The 21180-nt window shown below is 47.1% G+C and carries 12 protein-coding genes, 10 tRNA genes and 3 rRNA genes; all 25 read left to right on the top strand.

Annotation, left to right across the window (positions count from 1 at the left end):
• Window positions 1–139: 139 nt before the first annotated feature.
• The 25 genes from ACE3MZ_RS18060 to yajC all read left to right on the top strand — a co-directional run bounded on the left by ACE3MZ_RS18060 (window position 140) and on the right by yajC (window position 21144).
• Complete coding sequence (locus ACE3MZ_RS18060) at window positions 140–1378, top strand: DUF418 domain-containing protein (RefSeq protein WP_411343502.1); 1239 nt, start codon at window positions 140–142, stop codon at window positions 1376–1378.
• Between the two features lie 377 nt (window positions 1379–1755).
• Window positions 1756–2193 carry an ACT domain-containing protein gene (locus tag ACE3MZ_RS18055; RefSeq protein WP_367062841.1) on the top strand — a complete coding sequence of 146 codons (438 nt, stop codon included), beginning with the start codon at window positions 1756–1758 and terminating at the stop codon, window positions 2191–2193.
• Window positions 2194–2305: 112 nt separating this feature from the next.
• Window positions 2306–3595, top strand: a complete 1290-nt coding sequence (locus ACE3MZ_RS18050; RefSeq protein ID WP_411343501.1) for a homoserine dehydrogenase — start codon at window positions 2306–2308, stop codon at window positions 3593–3595.
• Window positions 3596–3746: 151 nt separating this feature from the next.
• Window positions 3747–4742 (top strand): homoserine kinase, encoded by a 996-nt coding sequence (thrB, locus tag ACE3MZ_RS18045; protein ID WP_411343500.1) that lies wholly within the window; start codon window positions 3747–3749, stop codon window positions 4740–4742.
• On the top strand, window positions 4739–5623 hold the full coding sequence (gene pheA, locus ACE3MZ_RS18040; RefSeq protein WP_411343499.1) for a prephenate dehydratase: 885 nt from the start codon (window positions 4739–4741) through the stop codon (window positions 5621–5623). Before thrB ends, pheA begins: the two co-directional genes overlap by 4 nt.
• Window positions 5624–6664: 1041 nt before the next feature.
• Window positions 6665–8221: ribosomal RNA gene (locus ACE3MZ_RS18035) — 16S ribosomal RNA — on the top strand.
• 256 nt (window positions 8222–8477) lie between these two features.
• Window positions 8478–11419, top strand: a 23S ribosomal RNA gene (locus ACE3MZ_RS18030).
• 62 nt (window positions 11420–11481) lie between these two features.
• Window positions 11482–11598 (top strand): 5S ribosomal RNA (gene rrf / locus ACE3MZ_RS18025).
• Together the 16S, 23S and 5S rRNA genes with 10 tRNA genes alongside form the textbook arrangement of a ribosomal RNA operon.
• A gap of 40 nt (window positions 11599–11638) precedes the next feature.
• Window positions 11639–11714: transfer RNA gene (locus ACE3MZ_RS18020), tRNA-Asn, on the top strand.
• Between the two features lie 3 nt (window positions 11715–11717).
• A tRNA-Ser gene (locus ACE3MZ_RS18015) sits at window positions 11718–11809 on the top strand.
• A gap of 94 nt (window positions 11810–11903) precedes the next feature.
• Window positions 11904–11975, top strand: a tRNA-Glu gene (locus ACE3MZ_RS18010).
• 6 nt (window positions 11976–11981) lie between these two features.
• Window positions 11982–12057: transfer RNA gene (locus tag ACE3MZ_RS18005), tRNA-Val, on the top strand.
• A gap of 23 nt (window positions 12058–12080) precedes the next feature.
• A tRNA-Met gene (locus ACE3MZ_RS18000) sits at window positions 12081–12154 on the top strand.
• A 4-nt stretch (window positions 12155–12158) separates the two neighbouring features.
• Window positions 12159–12234, top strand: a tRNA-Asp gene (locus tag ACE3MZ_RS17995).
• Window positions 12235–12292: 58 nt separating this feature from the next.
• Window positions 12293–12367: transfer RNA gene (locus ACE3MZ_RS17990), tRNA-Gly, on the top strand.
• 3 nt (window positions 12368–12370) lie between these two features.
• Window positions 12371–12447: transfer RNA gene (locus tag ACE3MZ_RS17985), tRNA-Arg, on the top strand.
• A gap of 22 nt (window positions 12448–12469) precedes the next feature.
• Window positions 12470–12549, top strand: a tRNA-Leu gene (locus ACE3MZ_RS17980).
• Window positions 12550–12554: 5 nt separating this feature from the next.
• Window positions 12555–12628, top strand: a tRNA-Pro gene (locus ACE3MZ_RS17975).
• Window positions 12629–13045: 417 nt separating this feature from the next.
• Entirely contained in the window at window positions 13046–13549 is a 504-nt protein-coding gene (gene ruvC / locus ACE3MZ_RS17970; protein ID WP_411343498.1) for a crossover junction endodeoxyribonuclease RuvC, read from the top strand.
• Complete coding sequence (gene ruvA / locus ACE3MZ_RS17965) at window positions 13546–14163, top strand: Holliday junction branch migration protein RuvA (RefSeq protein WP_411343497.1); 618 nt, start codon at window positions 13546–13548, stop codon at window positions 14161–14163. Before ruvC ends, ruvA begins: the two co-directional genes overlap by 4 nt.
• Before the next feature lie 486 nt (window positions 14164–14649).
• Window positions 14650–15666 (top strand): Holliday junction branch migration DNA helicase RuvB, encoded by a 1017-nt coding sequence (gene ruvB / locus ACE3MZ_RS17960; RefSeq protein WP_411343496.1) that lies wholly within the window; start codon window positions 14650–14652, stop codon window positions 15664–15666.
• Between the two features lie 301 nt (window positions 15667–15967).
• On the top strand, window positions 15968–18112 hold the full coding sequence (locus ACE3MZ_RS17955; RefSeq protein ID WP_411343495.1) for a SpoIID/LytB domain-containing protein: 2145 nt from the start codon (window positions 15968–15970) through the stop codon (window positions 18110–18112).
• Between the two features lie 7 nt (window positions 18113–18119).
• On the top strand, window positions 18120–19148 hold the full coding sequence (gene queA, locus ACE3MZ_RS17950; RefSeq protein WP_411343494.1) for a tRNA preQ1(34) S-adenosylmethionine ribosyltransferase-isomerase QueA: 1029 nt from the start codon (window positions 18120–18122) through the stop codon (window positions 19146–19148).
• Window positions 19149–19582: 434 nt separating this feature from the next.
• Window positions 19583–20722: a tRNA guanosine(34) transglycosylase Tgt gene (tgt, locus tag ACE3MZ_RS17945; protein WP_411343493.1), complete on the top strand. Its 1140-nt coding sequence runs from the start codon at window positions 19583–19585 to the stop codon at window positions 20720–20722.
• 101 nt (window positions 20723–20823) lie between these two features.
• The gene (yajC, locus tag ACE3MZ_RS17940; protein ID WP_411343492.1) at window positions 20824–21144 is read left to right on the top strand and encodes a preprotein translocase subunit YajC; all 321 of its coding nucleotides are present in this window, start codon (window positions 20824–20826) and stop codon (window positions 21142–21144) included.
• Window positions 21145–21180 lie beyond the last annotated feature (36 nt).

The raw sequence follows: 21180 nt of genomic DNA, 5'->3' as shown, positions 1-21180 counted from the left end.
TTTGCAATCTGATTCATAACAATATTGTGTTGAAATTGAAGCATTGCAGCAAACAATGCGGTGGCATATGCCAGTATGATAATAACGTCACATGAAAAAGCCGGGCTTGTTGTTATAGTTACCGGTCGGGGAGGATCATATGGGTATATTGGTTTATCGGCAACCAACGCTGTCAGGCGATGGTGCACGAATTGAAGTATTGGATCAAATGCGTGGGGTAGCATTGCTGTCTATTTTTTTATGCAATCTGGTTGCATTGAGTGGAGCATCAGCAACAGACGGCACACCGGGAGGCTGGATGTATCTGCTCGTACATATTGTGCTGGGCGATAGCAGTCGTACCTTGTTTTCCTTTATGTTCGGGATGAGTATGCTGCTCATTTACGATAGTGCGCGGCGGCGAGATCGACAGCCGTACTGGACATTGCTGCGCCGGATGCTAACGTTACTGCTCATCGGCAGTGTGCATCTGTATATGATCTGGAGCGGTGATATTTTGTTTATGTATGCACTGGATGGATTGATGCTGCTAGCATTTTTGTGGATGTCACCACTGCTTTTGCTGAGTACAGGTATTGTATTACTGCTATTAACATCATCGACATTGCAAGATTGGACGCCCGGTTTACAGGCATGGCTAAGTGAAAGGAATTGGCCTTCTTACGATCCATCGTCATGGCCGTTCTGGTTACTTTCCCAATTGTCTGGCAGTATGCCTTCCTTGCAACAATGGTATGAACATCCAAATTGGTTTTTAATGATGTCCGAATGGCAACTGGCGATTCAACATCTACCTTTTTTCTTATTCGGTATGTATGCGTATCGTAAAGGCATCTTTCAACAGATTGCTCGTTTTCCAGGTCGTTTTGCGATTGCAGGTGTTATACTGCTACTTATCGGATTGGCAGGCAAAATAGCCAATTCATTCGGTTATACTGCACCATGGGTATCGACAGTTGCACAATTTTATCCTTTTGCCTATGTAGCTGTAACGATTGGCGCTATATTCTGTATTGTATGGATCGGCTATCGCGGAGGCTGGGTAAGTCGCATCCTGTCCTTGTTTGGTCCGATTGGTCGAATGGCATTCAGTTGCTATTTGCTGCAATCCCTTATCTATGTATCTGTATTTGCCGCTACGGGCGAAGGGGTGTTTGGTTATATTGGCTGGGTGGATGTAATGCCATATGGACGCATATTTGCAGGCTCTTTACTATTTTTCATCGCTCAGATGATCTTCGCTACGTATTGGTTAAAATATTTCAAATACGGTCCATTCGAATGGTTGTGGCGAATCGGAACCAATTTGGAGATTCCATCATTCCGGCGTAATGATCGACGTTCTGCTTCTTCAGCAGCACGGATACAGCAGCAATGATCTAATGAGATCTAGTGAGATCTAGTGAGATCCAGTGAATTATCATCTTATTTCTCTACTCCTATTGCTCGTTTGACTTCAAACCTTTCCTGTTTCTATCTTGGGAAAGGTTTTTTGTTATATCGCTGTATGGAGCCGTCGTTTGAATCGTTCGAATCCTATGACACAGCTATTCCCCTATCATATGGACAACTGTTGACGAATTATAGGTCACAGCTTTTCTTAGCTCTTGTGCACGAACTATCAATGCATCATAACAATCCTCTATCTTTTACAGCTCATGTAAGCCTTCTTATGGAAAAAGTGGTTGCCTGACATAGACGGTTACTTTATAATGTCCACTATATGAAAACACGAGTCTTTAAGGAGAGGACGTTGTGAAAGAGAAGTATTATCTTGTACGGGAAGACATTTTGCCGGAAGCTGTTTTGAAAACGATGCGTGTTAAGGAGCTGCTTGCTTCGGGTGATACACGTACGATTAACGAAGCGGTAGAGAAAGTAGGCTTGAGTCGGAGCGCATTTTACAAATACAAGGACGGCATTCATCCACTGAACCGACTCGAAAAAGATCGAATCATTACCGTATCCTTTGATCTGGATCATCGTTCCGGCATTTTGTCGCATGTGCTTGGACTGATGGCGGAATACGGCGGCAATGTACTGACGATTCATCAGAGCATTCCCTTGCAAGGACGCGCGAATGTCGTTCTGTCAGTAGAGACGACACGTTTAACACAGGATTTGGATGTCATGATTGAAGATATGCAGAATGTTCCGGGTGTACGGCATATCCATATTATCGGTCAAGGGTGATCCAGACAATCGACATGCTGATCTGTCATAGAGTTCATCTGCACAGTACTATCATCATACTAGTAGATTAGACTAGAGAGCATAACGAAAGTTCCAGGAGGAGGAGTACGACATGAAACCAGTAAAAGTTGGCTTGTTAGGATTAGGTACCGTCGGTACTGGAGTAGTGCGCATATTGGAGGGCAATCAACAGGATCTTAGTAGCCAGGTCGGTTCACCGATCATGATCGAAAAGATCGCTGTTCGCAGTGCAGACAAAGCGCGTAGCATCGAGATCGATCCATCTAAACTGACTATTGATCCGTGGGAAGTCATCCGTGATCCCGAGATTGATGTGATCGTCGAAGTGATGGGCGGCATCGATCAGACCAAATCGTACATTCTGGAAGCACTGGAACGCGGCAAGCATGTCGTTACCGCGAACAAAGATCTGATGGCGCTGCACGGGTCTGAAATTCTGGCAAAGGCGCAGGAAAAGCAGTGCGATGTATTTTACGAAGCGAGTGTAGCGGGCGGAATTCCAATCATCCGTACATTGATCGAAGGTTTCTCTTCTGACCGGATTGTCAAAATTATGGGGATTGTGAACGGAACGACCAACTATATTTTGAGCAAAATGAGTCAGGAAGGTGTCTCTTATCAAGATGTGCTCAAAGAAGCGCAGGAATTAGGCTATGCCGAATCCGATCCAACCAGTGATGTCGAAGGATTGGATGCTGCGCGCAAAATGGCAATTCTCGGCACGCTCGGGTTCCGTACGAATGTCGATCTGAGTGACGTTGAAGTGCAGGGCATTTCCTCGATTACACGCGAAGATATCGCGTATGCCAAAAACCTGGGCTATGAAATGAAGCTGCTCGGTATCGCCTCCAGCCAGAATGATCATATTACGATCAACGTACAGCCAACCATGGTAAAACAAACCCATCCGCTCGCTTCGGTCAATGGTGTATTTAACGCTGTATTCGTTCATGGCGAAGCGGTAGGGGAGACCATGTTCTATGGCGCTGGTGCTGGCGAATTGCCAACGGCTACTTCTATTGTTGCTGACCTGATTGCTGTGATCAAAAACCTGAAGCTGGGCGTTAACGGTCTCAAGGCGATTGTGCCATATAAGCAGAAGAAGCTGCTGGCAGATGAAGATATTTTTTACAAAAACTTCATCTTGCTGCACGTCGATGATAAAGCAGGTGTACTTGCGCAGATTACTCAAGTATTTGCCGAATACGAAGTCAGCCTGGCATCGGTCGTTCAACAGCCAAGTGAGACAAATCCAGATGCCGAGATTGTAATTATTACTCACCGCGCGAGCAAAGCGAGCTTTAACAGAGTGCTTCAGCATTTTGAAAAGTTGGACGTTATTCAACGGATCAAAAGCGTTTATCGCGTCGAAGATATTTAATACAACAGCAATGTTGTCTGGTTCCACATAACCAAATTTAAAAAATAGCCGATCGACTGCTGTTGGCATATGTGCCTAACCTACCAGTCAAACCGGTTTTGTTCCATATATACCCATCAACATGCATGGATGTTAAAGGAGTAATGCAACGATGAATAATCAGCCTTCCCTCAAAGTATATGAACGCCGAAATGCAGTACGTGTCGCTATCCCTGCCAGTACCGCCAACCTTGGTCCGGGTTTTGATACGCTTGGCATGGCGCTCGGTCTGTACTCATGGATCGAAATGCGTGAAGCAGAACAAACGAATATTACACTGCTTGGCGATCAGTTATACGGCATTCCGACTGACAAAAGCAATCTGATCTACAAAATGGCACAATCCGTTTTCCGCAAAGCAGGCATATCAATTCCTGAGCTGGATATCACCATGTATTCTGATATTCCATTGACGCGCGGGCTTGGTAGCAGTGCTTCTGCGTTAATCGGGGCGTTAGCTGCTGCCAATGCGCTAACCGGTCATGCATTGCCTGATGAAGAATTGCTCAATATGGCAACTGCTTTTGAAAAGCATCCTGATAATGTCGGTGCCTCTTTATATGGTGGTATTGTCGCGGCAACATGGAACGGAGAGCAAGCAAACTGCATCCGCATTACGCCACCCGCTGATTTACAAGCGCTAGTCGTTATCCCTGACTTCCAATTATCCACCACCAAAGCCCGTGAAGTATTACCATCGCAATTGTCAGTAGCAGATGCCGTTTACAATATCAGTCGTAGCTCGCTACTGGTTGCCGCATTATCTTCCGGTCGTCTTGATCTGGTAGGCGATGCGATGAAGGATCGTTTGCACCAGCCTTATCGCGCGGCACTGATTCCGGGTATGGAGCAAATACTGGACGAGGCTGTGTCTCACGGTGCACTAGGAATCGCATTGAGTGGAGCAGGTCCAACAATGATCGCATTGGTAGATCGCAACTCTATACAAAAGCAACAACTGGCACAATATTTGACCGATACGATGCAAGCTCAGGGTATCAGTGCGAGCACATTGTGGCTTGAACCCGTTACAGAAGGCGTTATATACTATTACGACACCGAAACCTATTCATTTATGGATACTGTCAAAGGAGAAGTTCGTTTATGATTCGTATAGCAGCCTTACCGTCCGGTTCTGTGTCTCATGAAGCATTGCTGCATATTATGGGCGATGTACCGATAGAGATTACCCATCACAAAATGATCGCCGATGTTTTCCTATCAACCGTGCAGGGGAAGACAGACTATAGCGTAATTCCGATCGAAAATACAATTGAAGGCTCCGTAAGTCTTCATATGGATTGGCTTGTTCATGAAGTCGATATTCCAATGCAATTGGAGTGGGTATATCCATCGATTCAGAACTTGATCGGACGTCGTTCCGAAATTACGGGAGCAGACGGTCAACCAGAATATAGCCGTATTCGCAAAGTACTGTCCCACCCGGTTGCGATGGCACAATGTCACCAGTTCATCCGCCGCGAATTGCCAGAAGCCGAATTGGAACATGTAGGTAGTACTGCGGAAGCCGTACAAATGGTCAGCCAGAATCCAGATCAAGGACTCGCAGCGATTGGTACATCTCTAGGTGCGCAAAAGTACGGGCTGGATATACTCGTTGAACGTGTTACCGATCACGATAATAACCATACTCGTTTCGTTCTAATCGGCAATCGCCCGATTCAAGTCAAGCGCGATGCGGATCATGTCAAAACAAGTATGCTAATTACACTATCCGAAGACTTTGCCGGTGCACTGCATCAAGTACTTGCCGCCTTCTCGTGGCGCAAACTAAACCTGTCCCGCATCGAATCCCGTCCAACCAAGAAAAAGCTAGGTAACTATTACTTTTATATCGACGTAATGGCAGCACAGAACTCCGTCCTGCTTAATGCCGCAATGGAAGAAATCCAGGCACTTGGCTGCCAGGTCCGAATTCTAGGTTCCTACCCATGCTATGAATACAACCTGACCCAAGCCAACAGCTAACCAATACAATACAGCTGTAACCCAAGAACCAAGAACCCTTGCAAACTACTGGTTTCTTTATGGTTTGGGCTACTAATAGAAACTAAAAAATTCTTACCCAACACCAATCTTTAATTGAATTCAGTATCCATAACAGCAATAAACTTAAAATGCCTAATACATTAGTTCCATATCGCGTCTAAAAATCAAGACAAGCATACAAAATAAGTCCCCTAGAAGCAGACAGTAGAAAGACCTCTCTCCAATACGAGATCAACACTAAATGCCAAAGGGGATTTTGCATGTACATATGTAATATCTTTAAGCATAGTTTTGCAAATGCGATACTACTCGACTGCTATACAACCCGACACAGATGTATATAAATTTCTTTATTATAGCTTAATACAGTTTGATCGAAAGAAAGCTATGCTGAATGAAAGCTATAAAGCTACAGTGAAAGCTGTTAAGAGATCATCTTAATATAGAGAACATACAATCAAATACTTGCTTGCACAGTTATCCTTACCACAATATTCTATGATTTTCGATATTAAAATATCTTTGCAGGATGAATATATGCCTATAGCATATATAAAAAATCAATCAGCTGTAACGTATCAAGTTTGTTGTTAATCTAATGATTAGAATGCTAAAGATACAATAGAAAAGTATAGTAAGGATTCAATAAAATACGTTTCGGAAAATTATAAAAGAAAATGCTTGCTAATACGCTAGATACATGATATATTATAAAAGTTGTCACGGAGACGTGATACAAAACACTTTTGAATCCATTAAGTATATAGCACATTTTATGCATACTTATCCAACAACTTTATAAATGAAATGAACTGAGATTGATAAAAAGTTCTTCAAAAAAGTTGTTGACAAGAAAGTGTTAAAATGATAAGATATAGAAGTTGTCGCTGAGAGACATTGTGGCACACGAAAGAGCTTGATCTTTGAAAACTGAACAACGAGTGAGTGAAGAACTTATGTTCTTCAAACAATAGAGAACAGCAATGTTCTCGCCAGCAAGAAATGAGCAAGTCAAACACTTTTATGGAGAGTTTGATCCTGGCTCAGGACGAACGCTGGCGGCGTGCCTAATACATGCAAGTCGAGCGGAGTTAATAGAAAGCTTGCTTTCTTGAGACTTAGCGGCGGACGGGTGAGTAACACGTAGGCAACCTGCCCTTTAGCCTGGGATAACTACCGGAAACGGTAGCTAATACCGGATACTTTCGATGTCCGCATGGACGACGAACGAAAGACGGAGCAATCTGTCACTGAAGGATGGGCCTGCGGCGCATTAGCTAGTTGGTGGGGTAACGGCTTACCAAGGCGACGATGCGTAGCCGACCTGAGAGGGTGATCGGCCACACTGGGACTGAGACACGGCCCAGACTCCTACGGGAGGCAGCAGTAGGGAATCTTCCGCAATGGGCGAAAGCCTGACGGAGCAACGCCGCGTGAGTGATGAAGGTTTTCGGATCGTAAAGCTCTGTTGCCAGGGAAGAACGTTTTCTAGAGTAACTGCTAGAGAAGTGACGGTACCTGAGAAGAAAGCCCCGGCTAACTACGTGCCAGCAGCCGCGGGTAATAATACGTAGGGGGCAAGCGTTGTCCGGAATTATTGGGCGTAAAGCGCGCGCAGGCGGTCATGTAAGTCTGGTGTTTAATCCCGAAGCTCAACTTCGGGTCGCATCGGAAACTGGGTGACTTGAGTGCAGAAGAGGAGAGTGGAATTCCACGTGTAGCGGTGAAATGCGTAGAGATGTGGAGGAACACCAGTGGCGAAGGCGACTCTCTGGGCTGTAACTGACGCTGAGGCGCGAAAGCGTGGGGAGCAAACAGGATTAGATACCCTGGTAGTCCACGCCGTAAACGATGAATGCTAGGTGTTAGGGGTTTCGATACCCTTGGTGCCGAAGTTAACACATTAAGCATTCCGCCTGGGGAGTACGGTCGCAAGACTGAAACTCAAAGGAATTGACGGGGACCCGCACAAGCAGTGGAGTATGTGGTTTAATTCGAAGCAACGCGAAGAACCTTACCAGGTCTTGACATCGGAATGACCGGTACAGAGATGTACCTTTTCTTCGGAACATTCCAGACAGGTGGTGCATGGTTGTCGTCAGCTCGTGTCGTGAGATGTTGGGTTAAGTCCCGCAACGAGCGCAACCCTTATGCTTAGTTGCCAGCATGTAATGATGGGCACTCTAAGCAGACTGCCGGTGACAAACCGGAGGAAGGTGGGGATGACGTCAAATCATCATGCCCCTTATGACCTGGGCTACACACGTACTACAATGGCCGGTACAACGGGAAGCGAAGCCGCGAGGTGGAGCGAATCCTAAAAAGCCGGTCTCAGTTCGGATTGCAGGCTGCAACTCGCCTGCATGAAGTCGGAATTGCTAGTAATCGCGGATCAGCATGCCGCGGTGAATACGTTCCCGGGTCTTGTACACACCGCCCGTCACACCACGAGAGTTTGCAACACCCGAAGTCGGTGGGGTAACCGCAAGGAGCCAGCCGCCGAAGGTGGGGTAGATGATTGGGGTGAAGTCGTAACAAGGTAGCCGTATCGGAAGGTGCGGCTGGATCACCTCCTTTCTATGGAGAATCGTCTTCTGCAACGAAGACATTCAAATTGAAGTCGTTGAGCAATCGGCGCGGGTCCCATGTGGATCGACACTCACTCGTTGTCAGTTTTGAAAGAGCAACCACTCTTTCAAGTTGATCCTTGAAAACTGGATACCGAAACGAAACATCGCGTTTTAGAAGACTGTTCTTACTGAAATCTGTGTAAACAGGATCGGTAACGAAGAGTAAGATAGGTTCTTCTTTATCTAAAGAAGACCACCAACTAGGTTAAGCTAGTAAGAGCACACGGTGGATGCCTAGGCGCTAGGAGCCGACGAAGGACGTGGCGAACAACGATAAGGCCTCGGGGAGCTGTAAGCAAGCTTTGATCCGGGGATGTCCGAATGGGGAAACCTCACTGGATTCATCTCCAGTGACTCACATCTGAATACATAGGATGTGTAGAGGCAGACGAGGGGAACTGAAACATCTAAGTACCCTCAGGAAGAGAAAACAAGAGTGATTCCGTCAGTAGCGGCGAGCGAACGCGGAACAGCCTAAACCAAGAAGCTTGCTTCTTGGGGTTGTGGGACGTCTCTTTGGAGTGACAAAGGAATATGGTAGATGAAGAGGTCTGGAACGGCCCGCCGTAGAAGGTGAAAGCCCTGTAATTGAAAGTATATTCCCTCCGAGACGGATCCCGAGTAGTGCGGGGCACGTGAAACCCCGTATGAATCTGCCAGGACCATCTGGTAAGGCTAAATACTCCCTAGCGACCGATAGTGAAGCAGTACCGTGAGGGAAAGGTGAAAAGGACCCCGGAAGGGGAGTGAAATAGAACCTGAAACCGTGTGCTTACAAGAAGTCAGAGCCCGATCTATGGGTGATGGCGTGCCTTTTGTAGAATGAACCGGCGAGTTACGTTCCCGTGCAAGGTTAAGGTGAGAAGCCGGAGCCGCAGCGAAAGCGAGTCTGAATAGGGCGACTGTAGTACGTGGACGTAGACCCCCGAAACCGGGTGATCTACCCCTGTCCAGGATGAAGGTACGGTAACACGTACTGGAGGTCCGAACCCACGCACGTTGAAAAGTGCGGGGATGAGGTGGGGGTAGCGGAGAAATTCCAATCGAACCCGGAGATAGCTGGTTCTCCCCGAAATAGCTTTAGGGCTAGCCTCGGAAGATGAGTCGCGGAGGTAGAGCACTGATTGGATGCGGGGCCCGCAAGGGTTACCAAGTTCAGTCAAACTCCGAATGCCGCAGACTTTATTCCGGGAGTCAGACAGTGGGTGCTAAGGTCCATTGTCGAAAGGGAAACAGCCCAGACCATCAGCTAAGGTCCCGAAGTGTGTGTTAAGTGGGAAAGGATGTGGAGTTGCCCAGACAACCAGGATGTTGGCTTAGAAGCAGCCACCATTGAAAGAGTGCGTAATAGCTCACTGGTCGAGTGACTCTGCGCCGAAAATGTAACGGGGCTAAACACACCACCGAAGCTATGGCTTGATACATCTGTATATCAGGGGTAGGGGGGGAGCGTTGAATGAGGATTGAAGGTGTACCGCAAGGAGCGCTGGACATCATTCAAGTGAGAATGCCGGTATGAGTAACGAAAAGATCAGTGAGAATCTGATCCGCCGAAAACCTAAGGGTTCCTGAGGAAGGCTCGTCCTCTCAGGGTAAGTCGGGACCTAAGGCGAGGCCGAAAGGCGTAGTCGACGGACAACAGGTTGAAATTCCTGTACCACCGAAAGCCGCTATGAGCAACGGGGTGACGCAGGAGGGTAGTGACGCAGGCTGATGGATGCCTGTCTAAGCAGTGAGACTGGTGTGTAGGTAAATCCGCACACTCTAAGGTCAAGCTGTGATGGGGAGCGAAACTTACAGTAGCGAAGGTCATGATCTCACACTGCCAAGAAAAGCCTCTAGCCAGGAAGCAGGTGCCCGTACCGTAAACCGACACAGGTAGGTGAGAAGAGAATTCTAAGGCGCGCGGAAGAACTCTCGTTAAGGAACTCGGCAAAATGACCCCGTAACTTCGGGAGAAGGGGTGCCCCGGTAGTGTGAATAGCACGAGGGGGCCGCAGTGAAAAGGCCCAAGCGACTGTTTAGCAAAAACACAGGTCTGTGCGAAGCCGCAAGGCGAAGTATACGGGCTGACGCCTGCCCGGTGCTGGAAGGTTAAGGGGAGTGGTTAGTCTTCGGGCGAAGCTATGAACCGAAGCCCCAGTAAACGGCGGCCGTAACTATAACGGTCCTAAGGTAGCGAAATTCCTTGTCAGGTAAATTCTGACCCGCACGAATGGCGTAACGATTTGGGCGCTGTCTCAACGAGAGATCCGGTGAAATTTTAATACCTGTGAAGATGCAGGTTACCCGCGACAAGACGGAAAGACCCCATGGAGCTTTACTGCAGCTTGATATTGAACTGGGGTGCGATTTGTACAGGATAGGTGGGAGCCTTGGAAGAGGGAGCGCAAGCTTCCTTGGAGGCGCCGTTGGGATACCACCCTGATCGCGCATCTGAGTTCTAACCTAGTACCGTGATCCGGTACGGGGACCGTGTCAGGTGGGCAGTTTGACTGGGGCGGTCGCCTCCTAAAATGTAACGGAGGCGCCCTAAGGTTCCCTCAGAATGGTTGGAAATCATTCGAAGAGTGCAAAGGCAAAAGGGAGCTTGACTGCGAGACCTACAAGTCGAGCAGGGACGAAAGTCGGGCTTAGTGATCCGGATCCGGTGGTACCGCATGGAAGGGCCATCGCTCAACGGATAAAAGCTACCCTGGGGATAACAGGCTTATCTCCCCCAAGAGTCCACATCGACGGGGAGGTTTGGCACCTCGATGTCGGCTCATCGCATCCTGGGGCTGAAGTAGGTCCCAAGGGTTGGGCTGTTCGCCCATTAAAGCGGTACGCGAGCTGGGTTCAGAACGTCGTGAGACAGTTCGGTCCCTATCTGTCGTGGGCGTAGGAAATTTGAGAGGAGCTGTCCTTAGTACGAGAGGACCGGGATGGACGCACCGCTGGTGTACCAGTTGTTCCGCCAGGAGCATCGCTGGGTAGCTACGTGCGGACGGGATAAGCGCTGAAAGCATCTAAGCGTGAAGCCCCCCTCAAGATGAGATTTCCCAAGTAGTAAGACCCCTTGAAGACGACGAGGTTGATAGGTTGGGGGTGGAAGTGCAGCAATGCATGGAGCTGACCAATACTAATCGGTCGAGGGCTTATCCAAGATTCTAAACACGCGATGAATCGTTTCGGATTCAGTTTTCAGGTGATCAACACATCTGCACGTTTGGTGATGATGGCGGAGGGGTTCCACACGTACCCATCCCGAACACGACCGTTAAGCCCTCCAGCGCCGATGGTACTTGGACCGCAGGGTCCTGGGAGAGTAGGACGTTGCCAAGCGAAATAGTAAGACTAGCCACTTCTAGGGAGTGGCGACTATTCCCTGATAGCTCAGTTGGTAGAGCACTCGACTGTTAATCGAGTTGTCACAGGTTCGAGTCCTGTTCGGGGAGCCATATGGAGAGGTGTCCGAGTTGGCCGAAGGAGCACGATTGGAAATCGTGTAGGCGTCACAAGCGTCTCGAGGGTTCGAATCCCTCTCTCTCCGCCAGAAAGATTTGAATATACTATATATTTAATATGTAAAGATCAGGTTGTCTGTTTGTGAAATACATGTTAACATGATGTAGGATGTTTATAAGTAAGGCCCGTTGGTCAAGGGGTTAAGACACCTCCCTTTCACGGAGGTAACAGGGGTTCGAATCCCCTACGGGTCATGAGATGGAGACTTAGCTCAGCTGGGAGAGCATCTGCCTTACAAGCAGAGGGTCGGGGGTTCGATCCCCTCAGTCTCCACCATCTACATTTTCTTTTTTCAACGACGCGGGGTGGAGCAGTCCGGTAGCTCGTCGGGCTCATAACCCGAAGGTCACAGGTTCAAATCCTGTCCCCGCAATGATGGAACCGTGGTGTAGGGGTTAACATGCCTGCCTGTCACGCAGGAGATCGCGGGTTCAAATCCCGTCGGTTCCGCCATTTTCACTTTTGGTTTTCGGACGGAAAGCGGAAATGGACTGAGAAGTACAAGCAAGATGCGGACGTGGCTCAGCGGTAGAGCATCGCCTTGCCAAGGCGAGGGTCGCGGGTTCGATTCCCGTCGTCCGCTCCATTTGCGCCCTTAGCTCAGCTGGATAGAGCGTTTGACTACGAATCAAAAGGTCAGGAGTTCGAATCTCTTAGGGCGCGCCATTATTTTCATATCTTTACACTTGCCGGTGTGGCGGAATTGGCAGACGCGCGCGACTCAAAATCGTGAGGGAAACCGTGGGGGTTCGAGTCCCTTCACCGGCATATATCGGGATGTAGCTCAGCTTGGTAGAGCACCTGGTTTGGGACCAGGGGGTCGCATGTTCAAATCGTGTCATCCCGATACCAAAAACCACTATTCTTTAGGAATAGTGGTTTTTTTGTATTTTAATTTTTGTTTAGGCTGCTTTTTATTTGAGTTTTTTTAAAAAAATTGTAGTTGAGTTTTAATTTGTAGTTATTTTAGTAAGATATCAATGGGTGTTAAGAATATTAGCATAGTGAATTTTAAGATCAATTTGTATTCATTAGGATGTAGCAAATAAAATTCGGATCATTAAACAAAGCAACATAGCCCGACAGTCAAAGTTTCTGATATAATGAAAAGATGATACATATGTTCGCCTGTTTCGCTTATGATAGAAGACAAGCAGATTGAGATATGTACTTTCATTGTTATGAATTGAAACTAGAGTAAGCGAAGCTGAAGATTGTAGGCGAATATGTAAAGGACACGGATGATTATAGGGGAGAGATGGTTTTGCGTATTATGGGAATTGACCCTGGAATCGCGATTGTCGGTTTCGGTTTTATTGATAAAAATGGTAGTAAGCTGACGCCGGTACAATATGGTTGCATTCAAACTGAGGCGCATACGCCGGATGAAGATCGTCTTGTACATGTGTATGAAGGTATGGTGCAGCTGATCGAAAAATATGAGCCGCAGATGGTTGCTTTTGAGAAGTTATTTTTTAGCCGGAATGTGACGACAGCGATGTCAGTTAGTCAGGCTCGTGGTGTCGCAATTTTGGCAGCGGCGCAAAAGGGTTTACCTATTGCTGAATATACACCAATGCAGGTGAAGCAGGCGATTGTCGGTTATGGTAAAGCAGAGAAGCGTCAGGTACAGGAAATGGTACGGATGTTTTTGAATTTGCAAAAGATTCCTAAGCCGGATGATGTTGCGGATGCACTAGCTGTTGCTGTATGTCATGCACATTCTTATGTTTTGAATTCCAAACTAAATGAGGTATTGAAAAAATGATTGATTTTCTGCGCGGACCTGTAGTTCATCTGGAAAATGAATATGTTGTGATGGATGTAAATGGAGTAGGGTACCGTGTCTTTTGCCCGAATCCATATGCGATTGCTAAAAATAACGGTGAAGTGATGGTGTATATCCATCATCATGTTCGTGAAGATGCGATTCAACTGTTTGGATTTCCGACCAGAGATGAGCAAAAATTATTTCGTAAGTTGATTGAAGTATCTGGTATTGGGCCACGGGTGGCACTGGGGATTTTGAGTGGTGGTAGCCCGGAAGGTGTCATTGCGGCTATTTATCAGGAGAATATTACATTTTTGACCAAGCTGCCGGGAATCGGGAAGAAGACGGCACAGCGTATGATTCTGGATTTGAAGGACAAGTTGGATGGAATTGGTGGCTCCATTATTGCTACAGGATTATTTGCTCCGATTGATTCGTCTTCTGTCTCATCGGGAGAAGTGTGGCCGGAAGTACGTGAAGGTTTGAAGGCGCTTGGATATACGGAAACCGAACTGGATCGGATCTGGCAGACACTCAAGCATGAGGTGTTCCCGGAAGATTCTGCGGATTCGGTAATGAAACGTGCGTTGAAAATGCTGTATACTGGATAAGCATACTATGGATGTATTATATCATGTGTCCGGTAGGTTACTACATGAATGCATTAAGTTTTTGTACTAGATAGGTGTAGTGCACGATTACGTTTGGTTTTGTGCTGGAATTTATGCTGGAATAAGTATATTAAATGATTTCATGTAATTATATATTGACATAATCATGCTTGGTTATGTTCTAGTTGGGCGTACTGGATGATTGCATTTGATTATATGTTGAATAGACGTACTATATATTGCATAGATATATTATATATGGTACAGACGTATTATATGATCACGTTTAGTTATTAGTTATTAGTTATTAGTTATTAGTTATATGCTAGATAGATTTGCTGCATGATTTGGTTTATTCGTGTAATGTATACGGGTGCTTCGATGATCATCTGTGATTGCATAAGTATATTTGAGTTTTGCTATGCTCGATTCATGATGGAATAGATAAATGAGCTTGCGTAAGGCAAGAAGAGGGGAGCGATAAAGATGACGGATGACCGCATTATATCGGCTAACTTGATGATGGAAGATCAAGCGGTGGAACTCAGTCTGCGTCCCCGTTACCTTGCTGAATATATCGGACAGGGCCGGGTTAAGGAAAATCTGAAAATTTACATCGAAGCAGCCAAAATGCGTGGTGAGGCGTTGGATCATGTACTGTTGTATGGTCCACCCGGACTCGGTAAAACGACGTTAGCGAATATTATTGCGAACGAGCTGGGCGTTAATTTGCGTACGACTTCCGGTCCAGCGATTGAACGTCCGGGCGATCTGGCGGCGCTACTGACTAATTTGCAGGACGGCGATGTGCTGTTTATTGATGAGATTCATCGACTGAATCGTTCGGTAGAGGAAGTATTGTATCCAGCGATGGAGGATTCGGCGCTTGATATTATGATTGGTAAAGGTCCGAGTGCACGGTCAGTGCGACTGGATTTGCCGCCATTTACGCTCATCGGGGCAACGACAAGAGCAGGGTTGCTGTCTGCACCGCTTCGTGATCGGTTTGGTGTCGTTAGTCGATTGGAATTTTATACGGTGGATGAACTAACTTTTATCGTTAGCCGTGGTGCTGATATTTTGGGGATTGAGATTCTGGGCGATGCGGCACAAGAGATTGCACTTCGTGGACGAGGGACGCCGCGGATTGCGAATCGTCTGCTGAAGCGGGTACGTGATTATGCGCAGGTACGAGGCGATGGTATCATTACGCCGGAGATTGCTGAGGAGTCGCTGAATATGCTACAGGTTGATCCTTGTGGTTTGGACCAGATCGATCATAAGATGTTGGAAGCGATGATTCATAGCTTCCGCGGTGGTCCGGTTGGTTTGGATACGATCGCGGCGACGATTGGTGAAGAAGGGCAAACGATTGAGGATGTGTATGAGCCGTATTTGTTGCAGTTGGGGTTTTTGCAACGGACGCCGCGTGGTCGGGTTGTAACGCCGAAAGCTTATAGTCATCTGGGTATTCCGATGCCAGAGGATTTGAAAGGTAGATAATTGAACTTGCTTTTCGTTCATGTACTGTATTAGAAATGCCTTCAAGAATAGGAAATCCTTATTGCGACATGAGGATATATTCTTGGAGGTTTTTTTGATTGATAACAATTTTAAAAGACACCAAGTCATTTGGCGGAAATGTGCGTATAATGAATATTGGGACTTTTTACATGGTTGGATGAATGTGTTGAATCCATTATGGATGAAGATCGGATAGAATTATGTTTATAATGAGAGCTAATGAGAGCTAATGAAAGCAATGAGAACTAATGAAATCTAATGGAGGACAGGGGGAAGGAAGATGGTAATGAAAAAACAACTACAGGATCACAATATATGTTCGTATCGACCGCTATTATCAGCAACAGCGAAAAAGAAGATGGGCAAAAAAATCGGTACAGCGGCATTTGCGGTCATGACCGCTGCAGCTATTTTTCTGTCCAACGTTCCGCATACACAAGCGGCGACGTTTGAGGAGGATGTGCGGGTCGGTTTGTTTTTTAATGGGGGCAGTACGTATTCTTCTATCGTGCCGGTTGTTAATGTGAAGTCCGCTGGGGATTTGCAGGTAGGGGTGAATAGCGGCGGAAGCTTTCGTTCGTGGGCAGATATTGGCGGACAGGCGAGCTTTGGTATTGATGGCTACCGGGTAAAGGTGCTAGAAACGACTAGCTTTGATACAGCGGCGGCAGGGATCAAGCTATTGCAGCCAACAAGCGACAAGCCGATTGTATTTGCTACTTCGAAAGGCGGCAGCACGGTGTATCAGTTGTACACTGGCATGTACGCTTCAGAGGCGGCAGCAACGACGGCGACAACACGGGTATCGCAGACAGCGAAGTCGTTGCTTGGCACACAGACACCAGCAGTGAAAGGAAATATGCATCTATCGGCAGGCAATTATGCCAGCTCAGCAGAAGCGCAAACAGTGCTAAGTGCAGCGCAAAATGCGGGATTGGATGCGTTTCTCGTGTTGACTGGCAGCAGTTCGTATCAAGTCTGGATCGGTGAAGAAGCCAACAGTACTGGATTGGCACAGTTAAAAGTAACGGCTGCTGCCGCTTTACCATCTGCTCCTTTAACGACGGTATCCGGTTCAGCACCAGCGCTAATAATGCGCGAAAATGTAACGTCCAGTGTAACCAGCCCTTCACCGGTCGATCATTATATGCTAAGTGGCAATAGTGCAGTATTGACGGTCAAAGGTAATGATTCTGGTACTCAAGTAACGGAGCGCTCTGCACGCACATATCGTGGTGATTTTGAATTGAGTAATTACAATGGGCAACTCGCTTGGATTAACGTGTTGCCGATGGAAGAATATTTGTATTCGGTTGTTGGTGGTGAAGTTTCAGCTTCATGGCCAGCAGAAGCGCTCAAAGCACAGGCAGTAGCAGCACGCAGTTATGCTCGTTTTCAAGAACAGGGCTCTAAATTTAAAATTGCCGATGTGGTTGATACGACGCTAAGTCAGGCTTATAATGGCGTAGGTGCCGAAGATAAGCGGATCATTGCGGCTGTTGATGCGACGGACGGCGAAGTGGTGATGAAAAACGGCAAGCTGGTCGAAACGATCTTCTCTGCCAATGCGGGCGGTGCCAGCGCAGACAGTTCAGAAGTATGGAACGGTGGTGGCGATGTATTCGTCAGTGTTGATTCGCAAGCAGATGAAGCAGCACAGGCTTCGTTGAAAAAGTGGTATCATGTACTACTGGACAACGGGAATTCTGGTTATGTGCGCGAGGACAATGTCAAACTGACCGGTGATAAAACCGATGCCGGTTTGGATCAAATGACGGTAACTACCAAAAATACGAATGTTCGCAAAATGCCTGTCGTACAGAGCAATGTACAGGCGGTTGCCCAGCTCAATCCAGGTGATGCAGCAACTGTATTGGAAGTAGTGCCGGAGTCGAACAGTTATCAATGGATCAGAGGACCATATACGTCGGCACAACTGCTGGCAACATTGAAAGGGAAAACGACGTCCAGTCTGCCTTCAACGATCACTTCGATTCAAATTACCGAACGTGGTCCATCCGGTCGTGTAACCGAGATCAAGGTCAATGGCAATGTAGTTGCTGTTAAATATCCTGATGTGTTCCGTACCGCGTTGAACGGCTTACCCAGCACATTGTTCGATGTGGTCAGTACGGATAAATATACGGTCATTGGCTCCGGTAGCTCACAGGATGAGCTAAGTGCCGCAGGAACAGTCTTGCTAGGTGCTTCCGGCCAAGGAACAGGTACATCGAGCACGGTCATTATGAATGGTGATGGCAACGCACGTGTGACAGAAGCAGGCGGGTTCTTATTTACCGGTAAAGGCAATGGACACGGATTGGGCATGTCGCAATGGGGTGCCAAAGGCATGGCAGACAAAGGATCGAATTACAAAGACATTTTGCAACATTATTATCATGATGTAGACATAGTGAAGGGATAAATGAACAATGAAAGTGGATGTATATGATTTTGAATTACCAGAACGACTGATTGCACAGGTGCCGCTGCAAGACCGAACGGCATCACGCTTGCTCACGCTGAATAAGCAAAGCGGTGAGACTCGGCATGAGCATTTTGGCGATATTTTGAATTACTTGCACGAGGGCGATACGCTCATTCTGAACGATACGCGTGTCATTCCGGCTCGATTGTTTGGGACGAAAAAGGATACCGGTGCCAAAGCAGAGATTTTGCTGCTGACACAATTGGAGGGTGATCGCTGGGAAGCGCTAGTGAAACCGGGTAAAAAGATCAAGCCTGGCGCTGTTATTCATTTCAGTGATGAGCTGGAAGCGGTGATTGAAGAAGAAGGCGATATGGGAATGCGCGTACTGTCGTTCCGGTATCAAGGAATTTTCCAAGAGATTCTGGATCGACTTGGCGAAATGCCGCTGCCTCCATATATTAAGGAAACGCTGGATGACCGTGAGCGTTACCAGACGGTATATGCCAAAAATGAAGGCTCGGCTGCTGCTCCGACAGCAGGACTTCACTTTACGACAGAGCTGTTGGATCAAATTCGTGCCAAAGGTGTATCGGTAGGCTTCGTGACGCTACATGTTGGATTGGGAACATTTCGTCCAATGAGTGTGGAGACAGTAGAAGATCATGTGATGCATGAGGAGTATTATTCTCTGCCTGCGGAAACGGCGACTCTGATCAATGAAACGAAAGCGCGCGGCGGACGTATTGTAGCCGTTGGTACGACGTCAGCACGTACGCTGGAGACGGTCGCACGCGACTTTGCGGGTCAACCGCTGGAAGCGACAAGCGGCTGGACACAGATTTTCATTTATCCAGGGCATACGTTTGGTCTGGTGGATGCGATGATTACGAATTTCCATTTGCCTAAGTCGACGCTGGTGATGCTGGTGAGCGCATTGGCAGGACGAGATCATATTATGGCGGCGTATCACGAGGCGATTGAGCGTGAATATCGGTTCTTCAGCTTTGGCGACGCGATGTTTATTTATTAATTCCTTATCTATCATCGCAGTCGAAAGAACTTGTAGAATGCGATAGTGACATTGCTATAGAAATCGATATATTCAGATAAACATAGCTTGTGCGAAACAGGGTGGCTCCGGTATAATAAAATGTCGGTGCCGCCTTGTTTTTTGTGCTCTTGTAGAAATCGCGAACCATGGGCGCTTTGAACGGAAAGACAGGTACGATGTAGCCGTTCGATAGCACGAGCAGCTACGAGTAGCTATATGAAGAATGAAGTCCATTGTAGCTTATGAACGTGTTAAAGAAGTAGGCAGGATGGGACTGCTATCAGACCATTTGGGTTCAACATAGCGACAGATTGCATAGATCATAGCTATAACGCTAAATGATAAATGGAAGCAGCAAAATCAATGTCATTGATATACGAAATCTTGAATGCAGAAAGAAGAGAATACACATTATGTCATCACCTATTCGTTACGAACATATTAAAACGTGTAAACAGTCTGGCGCGCGTCTTGGTCGCGTGCACACGCCGCATGGCGTGATCGAAACGCCTGCCTTTATGCCAGTTGGTACACAGGCGACCGTCAAAACGATGAGTCCCGAAGAATTGAAGCAGATGGATGCGCATATTATTTTGAGTAATACGTATCATCTGTTCTTGCGTCCGGGTCATGATCTGATCCGTGAAGCGGGTGGATTGCACAAATTCATGAACTGGGATCGTCCAATTCTGACGGATAGCGGCGGGTTTCAAGTATTTAGCTTGAGCGAAATGCGTAAAATCACCGAAGAAGGCGTACATTTCCGCTCTCATCTGAATGGAGATAAGCTCTTCCTATCACCAGAAGTGGCAATGGAAATTCAAAATGCGCTCGGTTCTGATATTATGATGGCGTTTGACGAGTGCCCGCCATATCCGGCGGAGTACAAATACGTTAAACAATCGCTGGAACGTACGACGCGCTGGGCAGAACGCTGCCTAGAAAGTCATAATCGTTCGTATGATCAAGGGCTGTTCGCAATTGTGCAGGGTGGTATGCATGAAGACCTGCGCAAGCAGAGTGCACTTGATTTGACTTCAATGGATTTCCCGGGGTATGCTATTGGTGGACTGAGCGTTGGGGAGCCGAAGCATTTGATGTATCAGGCTCTGGACTTTACAGTGCCATTTTTGCCGACTAACAAGCCACGTTATCTGATGGGTGTAGGCTCACCGGATGCGTTGATCGAAGGTTCGATTCGTGGTGTTGATATGTTCGACTGTGTATTGCCTACCCGAATCGCTCGTAACGGTACGACGATGACAAGCGAAGGTCGTGTTGTAGTTCGTAATGCAAAGTATGCGCGCGATTTTGGTCCACTGGACCCGAACTGCGATTGTTATACATGCCAGAATTATTCACGCGCGTATCTGCGCCATCTGATCAAGGCAGACGAGACATTCGGTCTGCGTCTGACTACGTACCACAATCTGCATTTTCTACTGAATCTGATGCGTAATGTGCGTCAGGCGATCATGGATGATCGTCTGTTGGACTTCCGCGACGAGTTCTTCACTCAGTACGGATTGCATGATAATGACAAAGGCTTTTAATAAAGACGTATGCTTATGATCAAAGTAAGCGATGACAATGGAAACACAACGGGTGCCGGACAACCGGCTTCCGGTTTATATTTTAATAAGGGGGAAATACCATGTTTAACTTAGCTGCTTCGACTGGCGGTACAGGTAATCTGGTAGGAGCGATTCTGCCATTCGTATTGATGTTTGTTGTATTCTACTTCCTGCTGATCCGTCCTCAGCAAAAAAAGCAAAAGCAACGTAATCAAATGCTGAACACGCTGTCCAAAGGCGACAAAGTCGTAACGATCGGCGGACTGCACGGAACAATCGTGGAAATTACAGACGATATCGTTGTTCTGCGTGTGAATGATGTAACGAAGCTGACGTTTGACCGTTCAGCAATCAGTCATTCTACAGTAAAAGAAACGACGGTTCCAGCTGCTAAAGTATAAGTGGAATCTATTGGAATCTTCGGCACGCATGACAAA

It is taken from the genome of Paenibacillus sp. WLX1005 (assembly GCF_046603685.1).
GTDB lineage: Bacteria > Bacillota > Bacilli > Paenibacillales > Paenibacillaceae > Saccharibacillus.
Note: the sequence above shows the minus strand (reverse complement) of the source record. Positions and strands in the feature narration are given on the sequence as shown.

What these genes read in the sequence shown, in the direction of transcription:
- ACE3MZ_RS18060 (WP_411343502.1), top strand. Translation starts at nt 140, where the DNA reads ATGGGTATATTGGTTTATCGGCAACCAACGCTGTCAGGCGATGGTGCA.
- ACE3MZ_RS18050 (WP_411343501.1), top strand. Translation starts at nt 2,306, where the DNA reads ATGAAACCAGTAAAAGTTGGCTTGTTAGGATTAGGTACCGTCGGTACT.
- thrB (WP_411343500.1), top strand. Translation starts at nt 3,747, where the DNA reads ATGAATAATCAGCCTTCCCTCAAAGTATATGAACGCCGAAATGCAGTA.
- pheA (WP_411343499.1), top strand. Translation starts at nt 4,739, where the DNA reads ATGATTCGTATAGCAGCCTTACCGTCCGGTTCTGTGTCTCATGAAGCA.
- ruvA (WP_411343497.1), top strand. Translation starts at nt 13,546, where the DNA reads ATGATTGATTTTCTGCGCGGACCTGTAGTTCATCTGGAAAATGAATAT.
- ruvB (WP_411343496.1), top strand. Translation starts at nt 14,650, where the DNA reads ATGACGGATGACCGCATTATATCGGCTAACTTGATGATGGAAGATCAA.
- ACE3MZ_RS17955 (WP_411343495.1), top strand. Translation starts at nt 15,968, where the DNA reads ATGGTAATGAAAAAACAACTACAGGATCACAATATATGTTCGTATCGA.
- queA (WP_411343494.1), top strand. Translation starts at nt 18,120, where the DNA reads ATGAAAGTGGATGTATATGATTTTGAATTACCAGAACGACTGATTGCA.
- tgt (WP_411343493.1), top strand. Translation starts at nt 19,583, where the DNA reads ATGTCATCACCTATTCGTTACGAACATATTAAAACGTGTAAACAGTCT.
- yajC (WP_411343492.1), top strand. Translation starts at nt 20,824, where the DNA reads ATGTTTAACTTAGCTGCTTCGACTGGCGGTACAGGTAATCTGGTAGGA.